The organism is Mastigocoleus testarum BC008 (genome assembly GCF_001456025.1).
GTDB lineage: Bacteria > Cyanobacteriota > Cyanobacteriia > Cyanobacteriales > Nostocaceae > Mastigocoleus > Mastigocoleus testarum.
On the sequence record NZ_LMTZ01000086.1, the window covers coordinates 40912 to 60035 of the forward strand.

Consider the following 19124-nt stretch of genomic DNA (forward strand, 5'->3'; position numbering starts at 1 on the left):
TTCGTATTCTTGCGTAACTCTGGAAACATAAAAATCGGAAACAACTTTGTAAACCTTAGACTATTATTAGCTTTTAAGCTTTATTTTCTAATATTATAGAAGCAATAATCGCTTTTCACTTCAAGCCCGAACTAACAAGGATTTTATGTTTCCCTAAGCGTAATAATGATGAAATAAAATTAAAAAATATTAGTAATATCCAAAAACAATACAAGTATTTTTACTGGTTACTAGTTAATTCCGAGTCGGTTAAAACCCATAATATGGGTGAAAATAGATTAAGATTAACATGAATAACTTAGTAAATTCTCTACCATCTAAAATAATTTTAATAGTTGATGATAATCCCAATAATTTACAGCTTTTATTTCAATATTTGAAAAAAGTTGGTTATAAAATTCTCATTGCTCAGAGTGGAAATAAAGCTATTGAAACTGCCAAAGCTAATCATCCCGACCTAATTTTATTAGACGTGATGATGTCGAACCTTGATGGATTTGCTACCTGTCGTTACTTAAAAAGTAACCCCAGTACCAAAGATATTCCGGTTATTTTTATGACTGCCCTAAAAGAGACCGAAAACAAAGTACAGGGCTTTAAATTAGGGGCGGTAGATTACATAACTAAACCGATTAAGGAAGAAGAATTACTAGCACGAATTGAAACCCATCTTTCCCTTCAGAGCTTACGTCAAAATTTAGCCCAAGATGCTGCCCAACAAAAATTATTAGGAGAAATCAGCGATCGTATTCGTCAATCACTAGATTTAAAATTAATTTTAGAAACTGCAACTAAAGAGATAAGAGCTTTATTAGACTGTGACCTTGTTTGGTTAGCTCAAATAAATAATCAAACTCAAATAAACAATCAAAGCATATCGATTAAAGCCTATGCTTCCAGTGGTATTACAATTGATTTTGAGGAAAATATACCCTATGATTACTTTCTCTTAAATACAAACAACCATCAACATATCTGTTACACAAATAGTGTAGATGGCAACATACCTTACAGCAAATGCGATCTACAAAACAAAATTCATAAAATTGAAGTAAATAAAACAGAAAACAGAAAGCAGAAAACAGAAATTCTCTTAGATGCGCAATCCTTACTTAATCCTAAAGCACGATTAATAGCTCCAATTTTAATTAATCCTACTCAATCAGCAGATCCTAGTACTGTTAAAAATACCTTGTGGGGATGGCTTATTGCAGACCAATATAAATCGTCCCGACAGTGGCAAATAAGAGAGATTGACTTACTAGAAAAATTGACAACCCAATTAGCCATTGGCATTAAACAAGGATTACTTTACCAACAATTATCCAAACTAGCTATTGTAGATTCTTTAACTAATCTCTATAATCGCCGTTATTTCGACCAACAACTATATAAAGAGTGGTATAGGCTTAAACGCGCTTCTTCTCCCCTGTCATTAATCATCTGTGATGTGGATTGTTTCAAAAAATATAATGATACCTATGGTCATCAACTCGGGGATGAGTGCTTGCAACAAGTAGCTAAAGCAATTGCCAGCACAATCAAAAGACCTGGAGATGTATTAACGCGTTACGGAGGAGAAGAATTTGCTGCAATCTTACCCCACACACCCGAATCTGGAGCAATTAAAGTTGCCGAAGATATGAGGATTGCTGTTAGAGAATTAAATATCCCTCATCTTGATTCCTCAACAAATTCTGTTGTCACCATTAGTGTTGGTATCGCAAGTGTAATACCCACCTCCGAAAATAATCCCGATCTGTTGCTCAAAGCTGCCGATCTATCTTTATATCAATCTAAAGAGCGAGGTCGAGATTGTATTACTGTTTATTCAGACCCCATCTCTACTTTCAAAGAACGTCAAGAAAAAACCAAATGCTGGGTTAAACATCTTCGCCAAGCTCTCCAAGAAAATTTGTTTAGCCTCTACGCGCAACCCATTGTTCCTTTGGAAGTAGATGACAAAAAAAGATACTTTGAAATTTTATTGCGCCTTACAGATAAAAGTAATGGAGTTATTTCCCCCAATATATTCTTAGACATAGCAGAGCGTAACTCCCTAATTACTGATATTGATACTTGGGTCGTTAATAATTTAATGGAAAAGCTCAGCAATTTTCATTCGGAGGGTGAATCTTCTGGAACTAACTTTGATTTACAAGATTATCGCTTTTCCATTAATCTTTCGGGAGCATCACTCAACAGCGAATCTTTTCTAGAATTTTTGTCACAAAAACTGACCGATTCCCATCTTCCTCCGGACTTATTCTGCTTTGAAATTACTGAAACCGTGGCAGTTTCTAATCTGACTAGAGTCTCAAAGTTTATTAATTCTCTCAAAAATCTTGGCTGTAGTTTTGCTCTCGATGACTTTGGTAAAGGTATGTCCTCTTTGACTTATTTAAAGAATTTACCTGTGGATTATTTAAAAATTGATGGCTCTTTCATCAAGGAATTGAATAGTAATAAAGCCTCAAGGGTAATGGTGGAAGCAATTAATCACATAGCCGAAGGAATTGGTCTTAAAACCATAGCTGAATTTGTCGAAAATCAAACTATTTTAGATGCTTTACGCAAATTAAAAGTAGATTATGTTCAAGGATTTCATTTAGGTCGCCCAGGAATATTGATGGACGTTTTATCTCATCCAGTTTCCAGCAATCCCTAACCCCCATGTGCCGCAAGGCGGCGGCATCTTAGTGCTATCCCCAAACTAGTTCAAAATCGCTTTTTCTACTTTTGCTGCTTGAAGCTCCCGACCAATAAATACTAAACGGGTTTGACGAGGTTCTTCATCTAACCACATGCGGTCGTAAAACGAATCAAAGCGATTACCAACTCCTTGAAGAATCATCCGCATTGGCTTTTGAGGAACGTTTATAAAACCTTTAATGCGATAAATTTCTTCTTGTTGCACTAACTCTTGTAGTTTATTAATCAAAACTTTTGGTTCAAATCCTTGGTCTAAAACAAATTCCACCGAGTTAATTCCATCATCATGTTCGTGTTCTTCTTCATGGTCATGATGACTAGGACGATTTTTGAGATTATCTTCAACTGCAGCATTAAAACCTAACAATAAATCGGTATTAATTTCTCCGTGATCGCAAGGTACAATTTTAACTCCCGGTGGAACTTGATTTTGTAATGATTCAGTAACTCTAGCAACAGTATCCTTATCAACTAAATCTGTTTTCGTTAATAAAACTAAATCTGCAAAAGCTAACTGATCTTCAAATAATTCTTCGAGGGGAGTCTCATGCTCAATACTTTCGTCAGATTCTCGTTGTTTTTCCAAAGCAGCGAAATCGTTAACAAGATGTCCCATGGCTAAGGCTTGACAATCCACAACCGTGACAACACCATCGACCGTTGCAGCGTTACGAATTTGATGCCAGCGAAAAGCTTGTACCAAAGGTTTCGGTAAAGCTAAACCTGAAGTTTCTACAAGAATACAGTCAATACTATCTCGTCTCTCAACTAACTGTTGCATCACTGGATAAAATTCTTCCTGGACGGTACAGCAAAGACATCCATTATTCAGTTCAACAATATTAGTTTGTGGATTCCCTTCTTGATCACAAACTTGACACCCACGTAAAATTTCACCATCAATACCAACTTCGCCAAATTCATTGACTAAAACAGCAATACGACGCCCTTGATTATTTTTGAGAAGATTGCGGACAAGAGTAGTTTTACCAGCACCAAGAAATCCAGTGATAACAGTTACAGGAATTTTATGCATTGTTATAATGTTCGCGAAAAATTATTGACTCAAATTACAGAAAGTTAATTTCTTCTCGTTTGAGGATTTACCAATTGAGTCCTCATTTGTAGACGAGATAGTTTAGCACCAGCACTTCGCCCTGAAGTATCTGTACATTTCTTCAGCTAACCGTACGCAAGAAGTCTCATCAAAGATGAACTGTAGTACAGTCTTTTTGAAAGCAGAACAAAATAGCTAAGTTTTGTAGGGCAAATGGAGCATAGATGTAGAAACAAATTTAAGAGGAATTTTTTCAAGCAATTGCTTCTGCATCCATACTTTGAAACACAAAAATTAATGTTTATACAGATCTAATAACTTAAAAATCTACTTACCAAATGCAATACCCTCTGGGTATATATCTCGCATATCTATTTCATTTAATTGCAATAAAAATTGATTCGACATCATCTGTACCTCGCAGACGTTTTACCTGACTCAGAAAAAATACGGCGGGCATCCTGACTTAGAGATAAACAAAGCTTTTGTTTTATCTCATCACAGTTGCGGGACAGTGTTGGATTTTCACCAATCTTTCCCCATTACCTCTGATAGCTGTTCCCTACCAGAACCGATATGACATATCTACAGAAGATAGCACAATATGAGTGAGTAAAGCTTTGGATTTTGGTTCCACAGGTGATATTTTCAAGATTTAGGGCTAATGACTCAAAAATTTATTCATTGCGATCGCCCTCCAGGTTAATTAACTGAGTTAGGAGTTTTCGTGTGATGAATCCTAACTAGTTTTTTTGGGTCGCCAAAATACAAACAATGATGAAGACTGTAAAACCGACATAAGAGAAAACAGTTAGCCAGTCTTGCCAGTTAACAGGAATTCCCGCAAATAGATTTATCATTCAAATTAATTTTTTTTCTTTGCTAGAGAATTGTTGACCCCTAATATGTATCAGAGACCGATAAAAACTATTTTCTAAATTTAAATTTATTTTTCAGAATCTACTTTTTAAAATATTTGCATATCAGCTTACCAGGACTATTTTCTTCAAATGGAACAACTTTACCATTGCGCTGAATCTTAAATCTTCCACGACAGTTATATATTTCAACGGGCTTATTCTCTCCGTCAACACTGATTGCGACTCTGTAATTCCAGTATCTTTTTGCACTACGTTGAATATTGAGAATACAAATCTCATGTCCATCATAATTACTGCACATTGCATCTTTGTTAGGAATGATCCCGAAAACGGAAATACCCGAAAATAGAAAATGTATTGACAATAGTAAGGCAGTAAATTTCATTATAGTTTTGTTAAATTTTATATTTTGACGTCATTAGGTTTGGGAACAGCGAAAGCTTGTATTTTTAATAGCCTTATTTCCATAGCCTTCTTTATACTTAAACTACGATAAAAAGATACCTATTACAAATCAAAACTTACGTAAGATTTAAAAAATTATTTGAAATAAATTTCCCTCTAAAGAAGCATTTTTGCTTTTTTTCGCAAATTTTTGCCAAAATTTTCCTTTATCTTCAATGGATGCTATCCTTATATACCAGGCTTTTGAGAAATCATTAGCTCCAGTAGTAGTTGTCAAATAATTTTTTGGCAAATCAGCAAACGCTACAAACAAATGTCCAAAATTTTGCAAAGATAATATTATTTCTTAAATTATTTTCCAAACAAACCTCTTGGCAACGATGGGCATGAGTGAAAAAACGATAGAAGGTTACGGGAAAGGTTTTCTCGTTTTAATTTTGCCAATCTCGGTTGCAATTATTTTCTTTGTCAACACTTGGCGAATTTGGATAGTGCTTGTAGCACTATTAATTGGTTTGAGATTATTTCAGAGTTATCGGTGGCAGCAATGGTGTACAAAAGTTAATCCGACATTTCACCAACTAATTGAAAGTAATCAAGGTAGAATTACACCGATAGACTTAGCAATTAAGGGTAATTTTTCTGGAACAAAAGCAAAACGTTACCTGGATACAAAAGCCGGAGAATTTGGTGCCAGAATCGTTAAAGTTGAAGATGGCAATCAAGTTTATCACTTTATTACTGCTAAGACTTTGAGCAGTTTATTGGATTCTAGCGAACCAGAAGCAGAAGAATTTTCTGCTCCAACGCTAAAATCAAGTACTCAGATTTTGGCAGAATTAGAGCCTAAAAAGGAAGTTAGTCATGCTGAAAGCTTGGTAAATGAAACCATCTCCGAACAAATTAACGCCGAACCAGAGCACCTCCACACAGAAGATAAGAAACCTTTAGAAAAGCAACTATTATTTGGTTCTTTAATTCAATCAGAGCTTGCTAAACGTTTAGGTGTGTATTCAAGTACTGTTTTTAAACGGCGAAACGATCCACAGTTTTCCGAATGGTCTCGCAATCGCGACCCTGACGGTATTGCTTGGACCTATTCTAAGGAAACGAAGGAATTTTTCCCTGTGGATGGCGAAGCATAGTTGTGTGTTCTAGATCGGTAACTAGTTCCAAGTGAATTTTTTTGAATCGATGACTTTAGATCGATTTTTGCTGTTTAACTTGCAAACCCACAGCTTCGGAGATGGAATTTAGTTTGTTCTGTTCTAACTTGACAAGCAAACCTTCAAGAATCTGACGTATCATCATTGGACCTTGATAAATCCAACCCGTGTAAACTTGAACCAAAGTTGCACCAGCTGTAATTTTCTCCCAAGCATCTTCGGCGTTAAACACACCACCAACACCAATAATCGGCATTTTACCTCCGGTTTGTTGGTAAATATATCGAATGACCTCCGTAGAGCGATCGCGTACTGGTGCACCACTGATACCGCCAGCTTCTTGCTGGGGTGAGTTACCAGTTCTCTCGATCGCTTGGGTTTTAAGACCTTCACGACTGATAGTAGTATTTGTGGCAATAATTCCAGCTAATCCAGATTGTTGTACTAGGGAAATAATGTCGGCGATCGCTTCCCATTCTAAATCTGGAGCAATTTTAACAAAAATTGGTTTGCGTAGAGAATTTTCTGCTTGTAATGCAGTTAAAATTGAAGCTAAAAATGAGGCGTCTTGAAGTTTTCGCAAGCCGGGAGTATTAGGAGAAGAAACGTTAACAACAAAATATTTACCGTAATCTTTGAGTAGACGAAAACTATTCAAATAATCATCTGCAGCATCTGCGAGTGGTGTAACCTTCGATTTACCTAGATTTATTCCTATAGGAATAGAAGAACTATTGATACTAACAGATTTTAATCTTGTTGCCATTGCTTCTGCACCACGATTATTAAAACCCATTCGATTCAAAGCTGCGTAATCTAAAGGTAAACGAAACAAGCGAGGTTTAGGATTACCCGGTTGTGCTAAATATGTTACTGTTCCCAGTTCCGCAAATCCGAATCCAAAGTGAGACCAGATCGCAGCAGCAACACCATCTTTATCAAAACCTGCAGCTAAACCCATGGGATTGGGGAAATGCAGACCAAATAAATTTTGCTCTAGCTTCTGGTCCGAAATACATAAAGTTTTTTCTAGGTGACGAGCGATCGAGCTTACACCTGCAATATGACGATTTTGCTCCAGCCAACTCAAACTACTGAGGGTTGATGAGTGTAACTGCTCTGGGTCAGCTTTAAGGAGATTAAATAAAATTGGGCGAACTAAAGATTGATAGATATTCAAGGTAATTGGGGATTAGGGATTGGGGATTAGGGGTTGGGGATTAGGGATTGGACATTAGCATTAGGACGCATCTCGACAGATGAACGGTACGTAGGAATCCGTTCGTTCCAAAGGTAGCGAAGAAGAAGATGATAGGTAGGTAGAATCTGCGGCGTCGACGGATCCGTAGGTAGCGCAGCTATAAGCCTTTAGCGTAGGGGAGATGATGATTAATGTAGATTATCTTCCCAGTCGCCAGTCGCCAGTCGCCAGTTGCCAATCCCCAACCTCCAATAAAATTTTATCGATTGAGATGCTTTTATGGGAACCCTATTATTAACAAGGTATTTCGACTTAAAGCCGGATGGTGCAGCTAAATAAGATTACCACCGAACAAAAAATTCTTTCTCTAGGACGTATTCTCCAAAATTTAAGGGAAGAAGACAACGTTGATGCTCTAATTGAAAAAACTGTTTCTTTTTTTCAAGAGTATTTTCAATACAGCCTAATTTGGGTTGCGCTTTACGACCGTTTAAACCATATTTTATTTGGTAAAGGCGGCATTACTCCAGGAAATGAAACCAAGGTTTTGCAGCAAAGACTAGTGCTGAGTCCTGGAGATTTATTAGAGCAAGTCACAATTGAACAACGTCCCCTAGGCGTAGCTGATTTAAGACTTGAGACTAGGGCTGAGGAATGGCAAGAATTGGCCGAAAAACATAATCTTAAAGGAACAGTTATTTTACCAATTCGTTATCGTGACTGTTGTTTAGGTATCGTTTTAATGGCATCGGAGCGTTGGGGATACCTACTTTCTTCAGAGATTAAAGTCATGCTGATGACTATTTTAGGCGAGTTGGGAACCATACTTTATCATCATGAAGTAGATTTATTCCATAAGCAAACCAAGCATCCAGATGAACCATTATTGGAATTATTGCAAAGTTTACCAAATCTGAACGATTTCGAACAAAGGCTAGAAGCAGTAGTTCATACCACCCATGATTTTATTTCACCCAGCCGCACGAATATTTACTGGTTTGAGCGTAAAGGTAATTATTTCTGGCAGCGAAAAAGAAACCAAGGGAAGAAATTAGGTTTAAATGCTTTAAATAAACATGGAATTCCGGCACAGACGCAAATCAATGCTCGAGAGTTTAATGACTTTTACTATACATTGTCAGGCGGTCACATGATATTTATCGGTGACGGTAAAAGTTCCTTAAATAGCTATTCAACAACTAAATTATTAAAACAACTACAAGCACGAAGTTTATTGGCTGCTCCGATTATTTGGCAGAAAGAATTATTAGGTTTTTTGGCGGTAGAAAATAAGGAACCTCGAATTTGGGCAGAAGCAGAGCAAAATTTTATTAGAGGTGCAGCAGGACTAATTTCCTTAAATACGCCAGTTGACTCAATGGAAAATACGATTCAACAGGTGAAGGAACATGCACGCATTACAACCGGAATGCTACAAGGAATTTATCAAGAACAAGACATTCAAGATATTCAAAAAATTTTTAGTGATGCTGCGTCAACTATATTAGGGCGACTTGATGCTAACCGGTTTTTAGTATTGCAGTTAAATTCCGAACGGGATTGTTATCAAATTCTTTACCAAGGTCAAAGAAAAAATCAGCGGATTTTGCCTGTAAATATTACCTTTGAAGCCCTCAGGGAAGTAGACCGACAACTTTTGGAATATCAAAAACTTGCAGTAGGGATTGAAAATTTAGAAGAAGATCTATGCTTATTTAACTGGCGCACGATTTTACTTTCCCAAGGTGTGCGATCGCTATTAATTGCGAATTGTACTCCCAACCGCTTCCCCAATACATTACTAATAGTAACAACTGACATAAACCGTTATTGGTCTAACTTAGAAAAAGAATTAATCCAAGCAGTTAGCCGACAAATTGGCACAATTGTCAGACAATGGCAGTTAAATGAATCAAACCAACAAAAACAGCACTTTTTAGATAGTTTGGGCAAATCTTTGCGTATTTTAGGAAAAACCCAACATATCCCAACGTTAGATGAAGAACTAAAAGAAACATTAGAAAAAACAGGGATGGAGCAAATTGCTTCTTTTCTCAATGCTCCTTTAGTATTATTACTCTCTTGGATGCCAGGAGAAGAGATTGCAAAGATTACTCCAGGAGTAGTTCTCAATAATAAATTTGCGATTTCTCAAGATGCGATAGTTAAACGCAAAAGAGAGGTTTTAATTGAGTTGGCATTAGCGAATGAAGGTATGCTTAGTTTAAGCATCGATAAGCTACCTGGGGAAACCAAAAAATGGCTTCATGGTTCCCATATCGCAGAACTTTTAATTATGACATTGGATACAGGAGGGAAGGGCGAACCCTCAGGTGTTTTGGTAATTGCTGATGAACCAGGACGTCAGTGGTCAAGACTTTCTCTTGATGCAGTAAGTATATTAATTCAGCAGCTAGCATGGTCGCGGCGTCAGCAGCAAATAACCCAACTTCTAACTGCAAAAGCTGAAACTTTAGAACAACTAAATTGGTACAAACATCGACGTTTAGAAGAAAGTCACAGGACTGTAGCAGCACTACTTGCACAAATAAAAGAATTGGGAATAACTGGTGATGAACTCACCCATATGCGTTACCAACAATTACTTCATCAATTAGAGCAAACAACAGCATCAGTGAATAGAGCGATCGCTCAAGAACAATGGGAGTTAATGTTTGCTCCAGAGAAAATACCCATGGCTAGCATCCTCAAGCGTTCCTTGGAAAGAATTGATAGTTTGCTCAAACAACAGAAATTATGGATCGGGGTACATGGTTTGGGAAAACAGTTTGAAGAAAACTCCCCACCCGAAACAAAAACTGAGAATTATCAATCTTCGCCTCAATCCTTAATAGTTGCTGGCGACACCATAAAAATAGAATTAGCAATCTATGAAATTTTGCTTGCTGTATGCTATCGCTCTATTACAAATGGCAGAATTGATATTTGGTGTCGTCCGATCAATGAAAAACATTTGGAAGTATCAATTACAGATAATGGCAGGATTGAGGAAGGACTATTAGAAGAATTAGAAGGTAATAATTTATCAGATATTCTTGTTCCTTCTGAAACTAAATGTCCCCCAGGTTTACATTTACAAATTTGCAAAAAATTAATCCAGCAGTTGGGGGGAGAATTGCATTTCTATCAATTAGCAGATAGTAGGTTAGTCAGTCGTTTAGTTTTACCTTTAGCTACTAAAGATTAAAAACTGCTACTTTTTACATTTACCAAATCCCAAAATCACCTTGGGTTTAATGAAAAAAATGAAGTAGAACCCTAACATCAAAAGTAAACACATTCCTAAAGAAACTTTCGGGTCTCTAGATTTGACCTGTAGCAAAGCTGTTGAAAAAGGTATGTCTGTTCCTTGAACGATCAAAACGGAGTAAAAATTGGTAGCTGTATGTAGTCCAGCAGCAAGCTCCAATCTATTGTCTTTCAAAGTAATAATTGAATTAAAAACGCTTACGATAATGTAAAACAATCCTCCCCAAATCAACCCTCGCTTCATTTCTACCCGATGAAGGTGACCGATAAGAAACAATAAGCTGGTACAAATAATAGGAAATACTGGTTTGCGCGTTATACGAGCAAAACCCTGAAGGATATAACCCTGCATCAGTAACTCTTCACTACTTGCTTGAATGGGAGTCAAGATTAATGCCAAAGGAATGAGTACAAACCATTGACCCAAATCAGGATTGAATAAAAATTTATTAGAGGTAAACAGAATATTTCCGAGCAAGACAATAGACAACATTGAAAACCAAACAGCTAATCCAGACAGAAAACGACGAATAGAAATCGATCCATTTACACTGATTAGCGACAAGAAAGGACGTCGGTGTAACCTTGTGACAGTCAGAAAAACTCCCAGCCACAGAAAAGCATCAGTAATCTTACTGCTGACATATGTTAACAATGGTGTTGGCTGAGCTATATCTGTAGTAAAAAAGCTGAGAAAAATCCAAGCAGCAATTCCACCAACGTAAATCCATATAACTAAAATTAGTAGTATTCCTAGCAGATAACGCCACCAATCATTTTTTCCTTTGCCTGCTAGTTCTAGATACTTGGATTGCATATAATTGATATTTTCCAATGTTACAGCAGGAAGTATCTCATCTGACTGAATCTCAATTCTTCTATCCAAAAAGCTAAAATTGTCACACTTTTAACTTTGAGAATGTGGTAAACAATACCGAATATACTTATTTTCAGACAATAATGTTTTTACGTTAGGAATTCATCACCAAATTAGCGAAGACAACTATATCGCGAGTTGTTTTTCTAATCAATTCGGTTTTCTAGGAAGAAAAAACCTTATATTATATCTTCTTAAGTAGTTATAATTAACTTCCACCCCACTATTATTCATATTTGATAAATCCAGAATCAATATGGGACGTTCTCGTTCTAAATCTGACTTACCGGAAAAAATCTGTCCGGTTTGTCAACGCCCCTTTTCCTGGCGAAAGAAATGGGAAGACTGTTGGGATGAAGTTAAATACTGCTCGGAACGTTGCCGTCGTCGTCGTTCGGAAGCTAAAACAAAAAACAACGATACAAATTCTATTTAGATATCAACAGTAAAAAACAGAAATGAAACCAAAGGTGCAACCAAAGTTAATCATTCACGGTGGGGCTGGAAGTTCCCTAAAAAGTAAAGGCGGAGTTGAGGTCATACGTCGAACTCTTCATCAAATTGTAGAGGAGGTTTACACACTGTTAGTATCAGGAGCCTCTGCAAATGAAGCTGTAGTGAGAGGCTGTCAATTGCTGGAAGACGAACCCCGATTTAATGCTGGGACTGGCTCGGTACTCCAATCAGATGGACAAATCCGTATGAGTGCTTCTTTGATGGATGGTACATCCCAAAGTTTAAGTGGTGTAATTAACGTTACTAGAGTTAAGAACCCAATAAATTTAGCTAAATTTTTACAAACTTCTTCTGATCGCGTGCTTTCGGATTATGGTGCAGCAGAACTTGCACGAGAATTACAAATTCCCAGTTACAATGCTTTAACTGAATTACGCTTGCAAGAGTGGTTACTCGAAAGACAAGATAATTTCCAACGTTCCATGGCTGGAGTCGTTGCCGAAGAAGAATTGGTAGCTAGTGAAACTGCCCGACGCGGTACTATAGGTGTAGTTGCCTTGGATACTAACGGAAGATTATCTGTAGGTACTTCAACTGGGGGGAAAGGCTTTGAGCGAGTCGGTCGTGTTAGCGACTCTGCAATGCCAGCAGGTAACTATGCTAGTAAATACGCTGCAGTTAGCTGTACTGGAATTGGAGAAGACATTATTGATGAATGCTTAGCAGCGAGAATCGTCGTACGCGTTACCGACGGAATGACTTTAGAAAAAGCTATGGAACGTTCATTTGAGGAAGCAGAAGGACGTCAGCGAGATTTTGGTGCGATCGCTCTTGATGGTAATGGGAAAATAGCTTGGGGTAAAACCAGTCAGACTCTATTAGCGGCTTATCATGATGGGGAAAGTATTGGTGATACTCTTGAAGCGACCAAAGAAGTCCAAACATTTTGTTTCTAGAGAAATTCGTTCGTAGAAAAACTTAGAGAATTTGTAGAGACGTAGCACTGCTATGTCTCTATTTTTAGTTGGATGTCTATTTTTGTGGTTCTGGAGTCTCTGCTTTATTTTTCATTTTCCAGTCAGTTTTAACTATCTGACGAGAACGAGCGATCGCCAGGGAACTATCGGGGACATCCTTTGTAATAGTTGAACCAGCTGCGATATAAGCATTATTACCAATACTAACCGGTGCAACTAAGACACTATTAGAACCAGTACCGGCGCGCTCGCCAATAATAGTACGGTGTTTGTTAACGCCATCATAATTAGCAGTAATTGTACCTGCACCAATATTTACCTGACTTCCAGTACTAGTATCGCCAAGATAGGAAAGGTGAGCAACATTAGTCTTCTCACCTAATGTCGTCTTTTTAAGTTCGACAAAATTACCAATACGACACTCTGCAGCAACTTCTACATGATTGCGGAGGTGGGCGTAAGGACCAATTCTCGTACCACCTTGAATTGAACTATCAGTAATCACGGAATACTGAACAGTTACATTTTTACCTAATTTACTATTTTCAATTAAACTTCCCGGACCAATGCGGCAACCAGCTTCAATTTTGGTGCTTCCCCGCAAATGAGTTTGGGGTTCAATAATTACATCTGATTCTAATTCTACTGTTTCATCAATAGTGACGCTACCGGGGTTAATCATAGTTACACCAGCAGCCATCCATTTTTCTTTTACTCGTCTTTGTAAAATTTCATATGCATTAGCTAGTTGCAAGCGGTTGTTGATACCAAGAATTTCTTGACTGTCCTCTATATCAACAGCCATTACGGGTGCAACTTTAGTAACTGCATCTGTGATGTAGTATTCTTTCTGAGCATTATTTGCTTCTAGATGAGGTAATACACGAGCTAAATCTCGCCAACGAAAGCAGTAAATTCCTGCGTTAACACGACAATTTTTTTTCTCATCTGAAGTACAGTCTTTATCTTCGACTATTTTTTCCACAATATTTAAACTATTACAGAAAACTCGCCCATAACCTTTGGGATTTGAGAATTGTGCAGTAAGTATTGTTGCAGCATTCTGATATTTTTGGTGAGTTTCTAATAAATTCTCGATCGTTTCACTGCACAGCAATGGAACATCGCCGTTTAACACTAATAAATCCCCATCGTAACCTTCCAAGTGGGGAAGAAGTTGTTGAATAGCATGTCCAGTACCTAATTGTTGTGTTTGCTCAACAAATTCTAGGTCTGGAATTGGTTTCATAGCTATTTTAACTTCTTCAGCCTTATAACCAACTATTGCTATGCGGCGTAAGGGCGAAAGTGGTTCAACACTATCTATTACTCTTTCTAAAAGTGATTTGCCTCCCAAAGAATGCAAAACTTTGGGCAGGTGAGATTTCATTCTGGTTCCGCGTCCTGCCGCTAAAATTGCTACAACTACCATAATTTAGCTATCGGCTATCTGTAAATTACTATGAATGCTCGACATCAATTAAGACTTCGGCCCAGATCATAGCAGCTTACTAGATTAACCCGAAACCTTAGTAGTTTACAATTTTTAAAAAGTCTTATACAATCTTTAACCGGTTATATTTTAGCTCTAGTCGGTTAGATTCTAGCCTGTTATATGCTTTGAAACGGTAGCATTATTCCTTCATAAGGATGTAGGCATAGAAATTTGACGCGAAATTCCTTTGAATATTCTTAATATATCAAAAATAATTATATTGAGTAGTTATATTGATTTTTGATAACCGGCGATAATTAGCTAATAAAAAAACTTATCGACTTTCACAATAATTAATAAAATCAGCAAAAAGTCTCATAAGTTCTGGATTGCGCCACCCTTTCTCTGTTTCTTCCTGCATTACTTTAAGTGCTTCAATTGGAGCATAAGCCTGTTTATAAGGTCGTTCGCTAGTTAAAGCGTCGTAAATATCGATAATTTGAAATACTTGTGCTAAATAAGGAATTTCATTCCCTTTCAAAGCATCAGGATAACCAGAGCCATCCCAACGTTCGTGATGGTGACGAATAATTGGAATAACCCCACGCATACTTCTTAAGGGTTGGCAAATTTTCTCTCCAATTAAAACATGTCCCCTCATAATTTCCCATTCATGAGGTGTTAACTTTCCTTGTTTTAGTAATACAGCATCAGGAATTCCGACTTTACCAATATCATGAAGATAACCACCCCACATCAAATCTCTAATTTGATGGCGAGGTAAATTTAAATATTCTCCAAATGCTTGACCGAGACTAACTAAACGCTCGCAGTGATCGCCAGTATTAGGATCGCGACTTTCTATTGCTCTTGCAATGGAAAATAAGACTTTTTCTGCATGATCCAAATCTTCATTTAAACGTTTTTGATGAACCAAGGATTTTACTCGAGCAGCTAACTCCACTCGGTCGAAGGGCTTAGATAGAAAATCATCAGCGCCGACCTCAATTCCACGAATACGAGAGCGCCGATCATTAAGTGCTGTAATGAATATCACCGGAATTAACCTGGTTTGTTCGTCTTGTTTGATGATTTGACAAACTTCAAAGCCATCCATCTCCGGCATCATCACATCTAATAAAATTAAATCTGGTTGTTTGTGATTGACTAAATCTACGGCAGTTGCACCACTTTCCGCCTCGATGACTTGATATCCTTCCATCGCCAATAAAGCAACAGCAGTCATACGACTAGCAGCATTATCATCAACTACTAAAACTTTTGGTGCATCTGCTTCAAAGCCATTCACTATAGAACCTTTGGCTTGTAAATTTGTCCCAAGAATTGAATCATAAATATACTTAACATGAGGATTATTTTCTATGTCAGAAAATTCTCCTTTTTTTTCTAGCTCTTCTTTTTCAGCTAAGTCTGGTTGAGATAATTCGGAATAATAAGTCTCTAAATTCTCTAAACCTATGACTGTAGAATCTGAATCAATAGTATTATCTTGAATCAAGGAACTTGACTCATTAATTGTTTCTTCACTAGGAATTCTATAATTGGATTTCCATTGAATCACAAAGGTGCTCCAATATCTTAAAAATGGTTAACGGCAAGATCTAAAAGACAAAGTAAAAATAACTCAAAGAACTATATTTAAAGTTTTTGTATCAAACATTATAGCAATGCAGCTAGCTTTATCCTTTTGGAACCAAGAAAATATTCTAGATGCTTTTATGAAAACAGATTTATGAAAGCACAAAAAGTTCGATTTTAAATAATACTTTTCATTTTGTAATCTAGTATGAGGAATTTTTGCAAAGGTTAAATCAGGTTTTCTACGGAAATTTATTAACATAGAATAATTCCGATAATATTTCACTATTGAAGTTTAAATAAAACTCAAACTTTCTGTGAACTACGAGCAAGGTTATAACTGTGTTTTTGAGGTTTACCGTGATACTACTTACCGGCAATATGAAACTATTATTAAACAGTCATTGCAGTGATATCTAACTTATTCATTTTGTGATATACATCACAAAATAAAATACATTATTTTGATTCAGAGGCAATTTGAAGATAGGGAATGAGAAAATAAGTAAGTCAGCACAAATAAACCCAATCATGTAACAAAATGTAAATAAGGCTGTATCCCTTGCGATTGCTTCATTACACTTCGTTCCACTCGCAATGACATACCTTGATTTTTTCACGCCGACCTACTTAGATCTTGGGGATTAATATAGTCCCAGTAGGGTATGCTATCGATGCAGCTTAAAGCTCGTTCATCTGTCTAATTGGTATTTTTTTTTACATTATTCACTTCACGCAAAAAATTGATTCTGGTTGCAGTAAGAACCAACATAACAATCAATATAGAAAAACCGGCACAAAACAATTTTCTTTCTCTTGGCTCCTGGTGTTTGTAAAGTCCTAAGTTAGTATAGCTACAATAGCTCAGTATTCGCTACATATGACAGCTAAGTAAAATCACGGGTTATATATTACCTTAAGTATATTATTTCTTTACAATTTTGATTCCCATCGCCTTCGCCAGCGAGAAGTAGGTTCTAATTGTGAGATGTTTTGTTCTTCCTGTCGCCGTTGAACAATAATCTTTGCTGAATCTGTTAATTCTGGATCGCGGTAAGGTATACTAGCTCGAGTCAGTAAATGCTCTTGCTCCAATTGAGATAAAGATGATAACTCTACAGCCTCACTGGGAGTTGCAATAGTTCCGGGAGTTCGTCTACCAACAGGTGCAGTTGAACCTATTCTTAATAGGGCTGCCTTCATCGCCATACGCACTGCTGCAGCACAAGAATAAGTTGCGAGTAAGCCGTCAGTTTCTAAGCATTTGGAAACTAGTTTAATAAATTCAATAGTCCAAAGCTGAGGACATTGGGGTGGAGAAAAAGGATCCAGAAAAATTGCATCGGCGCGAAAACCCGAACGATAAATAGTTTGAATGGAGGATCTAGCATCACCGATTAGTAATTGGGCGTGAAGATTTTGTCTGTTGGCTTTTTGTTTAAATGCAATTTCGGCCAAAATATCTGTATATTCGTAATGCCAATTGTCAAATAAATTATGAGCGATCGCTACTTGTGGTACAGAAGTATTTATTTCTAAAGCAATAATATCAATTTTACAGTTGGGGTTAATATGCCAAATTGTTTGTAAAGCTGCAGCAGTGTTATATCCCAAACCATAGCAAATATCTAATATTCTTAATTGCGAACGATGGGCTTTTCGATCCAGTAATGTTGGTTTAACAAATTTTAAAAAACTTTCTTGGCGAGCTCCATAATGGCTATGGAAAGATTCATCAAATTCTGTGGAAAAGAAAGTGAAAGAACCGTCTCCTGTAATTTTGGGGGTAAAACTTTCTTGTTCTGACATGGGGACAAAAAATCGATAATAGTAAATTATTAACTAGACATATTAATTAGAAACCTTAATTGCAAAATAACCAAAATAATATCTGTAATGAGTCGCGATCAATTTGTTGTTTCTTGTGAATGGCTATCAAAACATCTCGAAGATCCAGATGTTGTAATAGTAGATTGTCGTTTTTCCCTACCCGATCCCCAACTAGGACGCAAGCAGTACCAAACTTCCCACATTGATGGAGCTTACTACTTAGATTTGAATGAAGATTTGTCTTCTCCAGTGAGAGAACATGGTGGAAGACATCCTTTACCAAATCTTACGGAGTTAGCTAATAAGTTATCCAGGATGGGGGTAAACTTCCAAAAAACATTGGTAGTAGCCTATGATGACTCCCGTTTAGCTTTTGCTTCGCGCTTGTGGTGGTTGTTGCGTTATTTGGGACACGACCGTGTCGCTGTACTTGACGGTGGTTTTACTGCATGGGATCAAGCAGATTATTCTTTAACAGATAAAATTCCTCCTATTAAGCAAGCTAAATTCGATCCCCAGATCCAGTCAAATATAAAAGTCGATATTAATGGGGTGAAAAATCGTAAAAATTTATCAGGGGTAACTTTGGTTGATTCTCGGGATCGCGATCGCTATGAAGGAATTAGAGAACCAATAGATAAAATTGCTGGACATATTGATGGTGCAGTTAATTATCCTTGGAAAGAAGTAACAGATGAAAATGGTTATGTAATTTCTCAAATAGAACTACGTCGTCGATGGTTAGATTTAGAGGGTAAGGAAGAAATTTTGGTTTATTGTGGTTCTGGTGTTACTGCTTGTGTGAATTTACTTTCGTTAGAACTCGCACAAATCCATACCGGTAAACTTTATGCTGGTAGCTGGAGTGATTGGATTTCTTATATGTAGTTAACAGTTACCAGTTACCGTGCCCTTCCGGGCAGAAGTCAGAAGTCAGAAGTCAGAATTGCGGAATAAACAGACCAGAATTGGTTTAAAGCCATCGACCTTAAGGTCGGAAGAAATAAATACATTTCAACTGCGTTGTGCTTGTTGGTGCTACGCGGATCAACTGCTTGCGGCAGGTTGGTGCTGCGCGGATAGGCGTAGCCGCCTGCTTTCCAGAACAACGTTCTTGAATCCTCTTACTTTATTGTTGAGGTAAAACTTCTGCTGTGCTTATGCCCCACTTACGTTAACGCCGTAGGCGCGGTCTGTTAATATTTCTGACTTCGGTGAACAGTTATCAGTTATCAGTTACTAGTTGATGTATTGTGTA

The 19124-nt window shown here is 37.2% G+C and carries 14 protein-coding genes and 1 riboswitch; of the genes, 6 read left to right on the forward strand and 8 right to left on the reverse strand.

The features are described from left to right. Window positions 1-289: 289 nt before the first annotated feature. Complete coding sequence (locus tag BC008_RS15095) at window positions 290-2668, forward strand: EAL domain-containing response regulator (protein WP_058183161.1); 2379 nt, start codon at window positions 290-292, stop codon at window positions 2666-2668. A gap of 45 nt (window positions 2669-2713) precedes the next feature. Here BC008_RS15095 and cobW read toward each other — a convergent pair whose 3' ends face one another. From cobW to BC008_RS15110, 3 genes are all read right to left on the reverse strand, one after another. Then, window positions 2714-3748 carry a cobalamin biosynthesis protein CobW gene (gene cobW / locus BC008_RS15100; protein WP_027843003.1) on the reverse strand — a complete coding sequence of 345 codons (1035 nt, stop codon included), beginning with the start codon at window positions 3746-3748 and terminating at the stop codon, window positions 2714-2716. 455 nt (window positions 3749-4203) lie between these two features. Continuing rightward, window positions 4204-4360, reverse strand: a riboswitch (cobalamin riboswitch). 369 nt (window positions 4361-4729) lie between these two features. After that, the gene (locus tag BC008_RS15105; RefSeq protein ID WP_027843004.1) at window positions 4730-5035 is read right to left on the reverse strand and encodes a hypothetical protein; all 306 of its coding nucleotides are present in this window, start codon (window positions 5033-5035) and stop codon (window positions 4730-4732) included. 147 nt (window positions 5036-5182) lie between these two features. Beyond that, window positions 5183-5386: a hypothetical protein gene (locus tag BC008_RS15110; protein ID WP_027843005.1), complete on the reverse strand. Its 204-nt coding sequence runs from the start codon at window positions 5384-5386 to the stop codon at window positions 5183-5185. A gap of 55 nt (window positions 5387-5441) precedes the next feature. Here BC008_RS15110 and BC008_RS15115 point away from each other — a divergent pair, with 55 nt between their 5' ends. Beyond that, entirely contained in the window at window positions 5442-6200 is a 759-nt protein-coding gene (locus tag BC008_RS15115; RefSeq protein ID WP_027843006.1) for a hypothetical protein, read from the forward strand. A gap of 55 nt (window positions 6201-6255) precedes the next feature. Here the strand turns inward: BC008_RS15115 and BC008_RS15120 are convergent, their stop codons facing one another. Further along, a complete protein-coding gene (locus BC008_RS15120; protein ID WP_027843007.1) occupies window positions 6256-7401 on the reverse strand; it encodes a quinone-dependent dihydroorotate dehydrogenase in 1146 nt (381 codons plus the stop codon). 343 nt (window positions 7402-7744) lie between these two features. Here BC008_RS15120 and BC008_RS15125 point away from each other — a divergent pair, with 343 nt between their 5' ends. Further along, window positions 7745-10630 (forward strand): GAF domain-containing protein, encoded by a 2886-nt coding sequence (locus tag BC008_RS15125; protein WP_027843008.1) that lies wholly within the window; start codon window positions 7745-7747, stop codon window positions 10628-10630. Window positions 10631-10636: 6 nt separating this feature from the next. On the opposite strand, the gene BC008_RS15130 is transcribed toward BC008_RS15125, so the two are convergent. Then, entirely contained in the window at window positions 10637-11578 is a 942-nt protein-coding gene (locus tag BC008_RS15130) for a CPBP family intramembrane glutamic endopeptidase (protein WP_058183159.1), read from the reverse strand. 247 nt (window positions 11579-11825) lie between these two features. Between BC008_RS15130 and BC008_RS15135 the strand changes: the two genes are divergently transcribed. Then, window positions 11826-12005 carry a DUF2256 domain-containing protein gene (locus BC008_RS15135; RefSeq protein ID WP_058183157.1) on the forward strand — a complete coding sequence of 60 codons (180 nt, stop codon included), beginning with the start codon at window positions 11826-11828 and terminating at the stop codon, window positions 12003-12005. A 22-nt stretch (window positions 12006-12027) separates the two neighbouring features. After that, complete coding sequence (locus tag BC008_RS15140; protein WP_027843010.1) at window positions 12028-12981, forward strand: isoaspartyl peptidase/L-asparaginase; 954 nt, start codon at window positions 12028-12030, stop codon at window positions 12979-12981. A 76-nt stretch (window positions 12982-13057) separates the two neighbouring features. Here BC008_RS15140 and glmU read toward each other — a convergent pair whose 3' ends face one another. The 3 genes from glmU to BC008_RS15155 form a co-directional block, all read right to left on the reverse strand. After that, the gene (glmU, locus tag BC008_RS15145) at window positions 13058-14434 is read right to left on the reverse strand and encodes a bifunctional UDP-N-acetylglucosamine diphosphorylase/glucosamine-1-phosphate N-acetyltransferase GlmU (RefSeq protein ID WP_027843011.1); all 1377 of its coding nucleotides are present in this window, start codon (window positions 14432-14434) and stop codon (window positions 13058-13060) included. Between the two features lie 337 nt (window positions 14435-14771). Next, on the reverse strand, window positions 14772-16019 hold the full coding sequence (locus BC008_RS15150; RefSeq protein ID WP_027843012.1) for a response regulator: 1248 nt from the start codon (window positions 16017-16019) through the stop codon (window positions 14772-14774). Window positions 16020-16969: 950 nt separating this feature from the next. After that, on the reverse strand, window positions 16970-17845 hold the full coding sequence (locus tag BC008_RS15155) for a tRNA (5-methylaminomethyl-2-thiouridine)(34)-methyltransferase MnmD (RefSeq protein WP_027846305.1): 876 nt from the start codon (window positions 17843-17845) through the stop codon (window positions 16970-16972). An 87-nt stretch (window positions 17846-17932) separates the two neighbouring features. Between BC008_RS15155 and BC008_RS15160 the strand changes: the two genes are divergently transcribed. Then, complete coding sequence (locus tag BC008_RS15160) at window positions 17933-18754, forward strand: sulfurtransferase (RefSeq protein WP_027846304.1); 822 nt, start codon at window positions 17933-17935, stop codon at window positions 18752-18754. The last annotated feature ends 370 nt before the right edge of the window (window positions 18755-19124 follow it).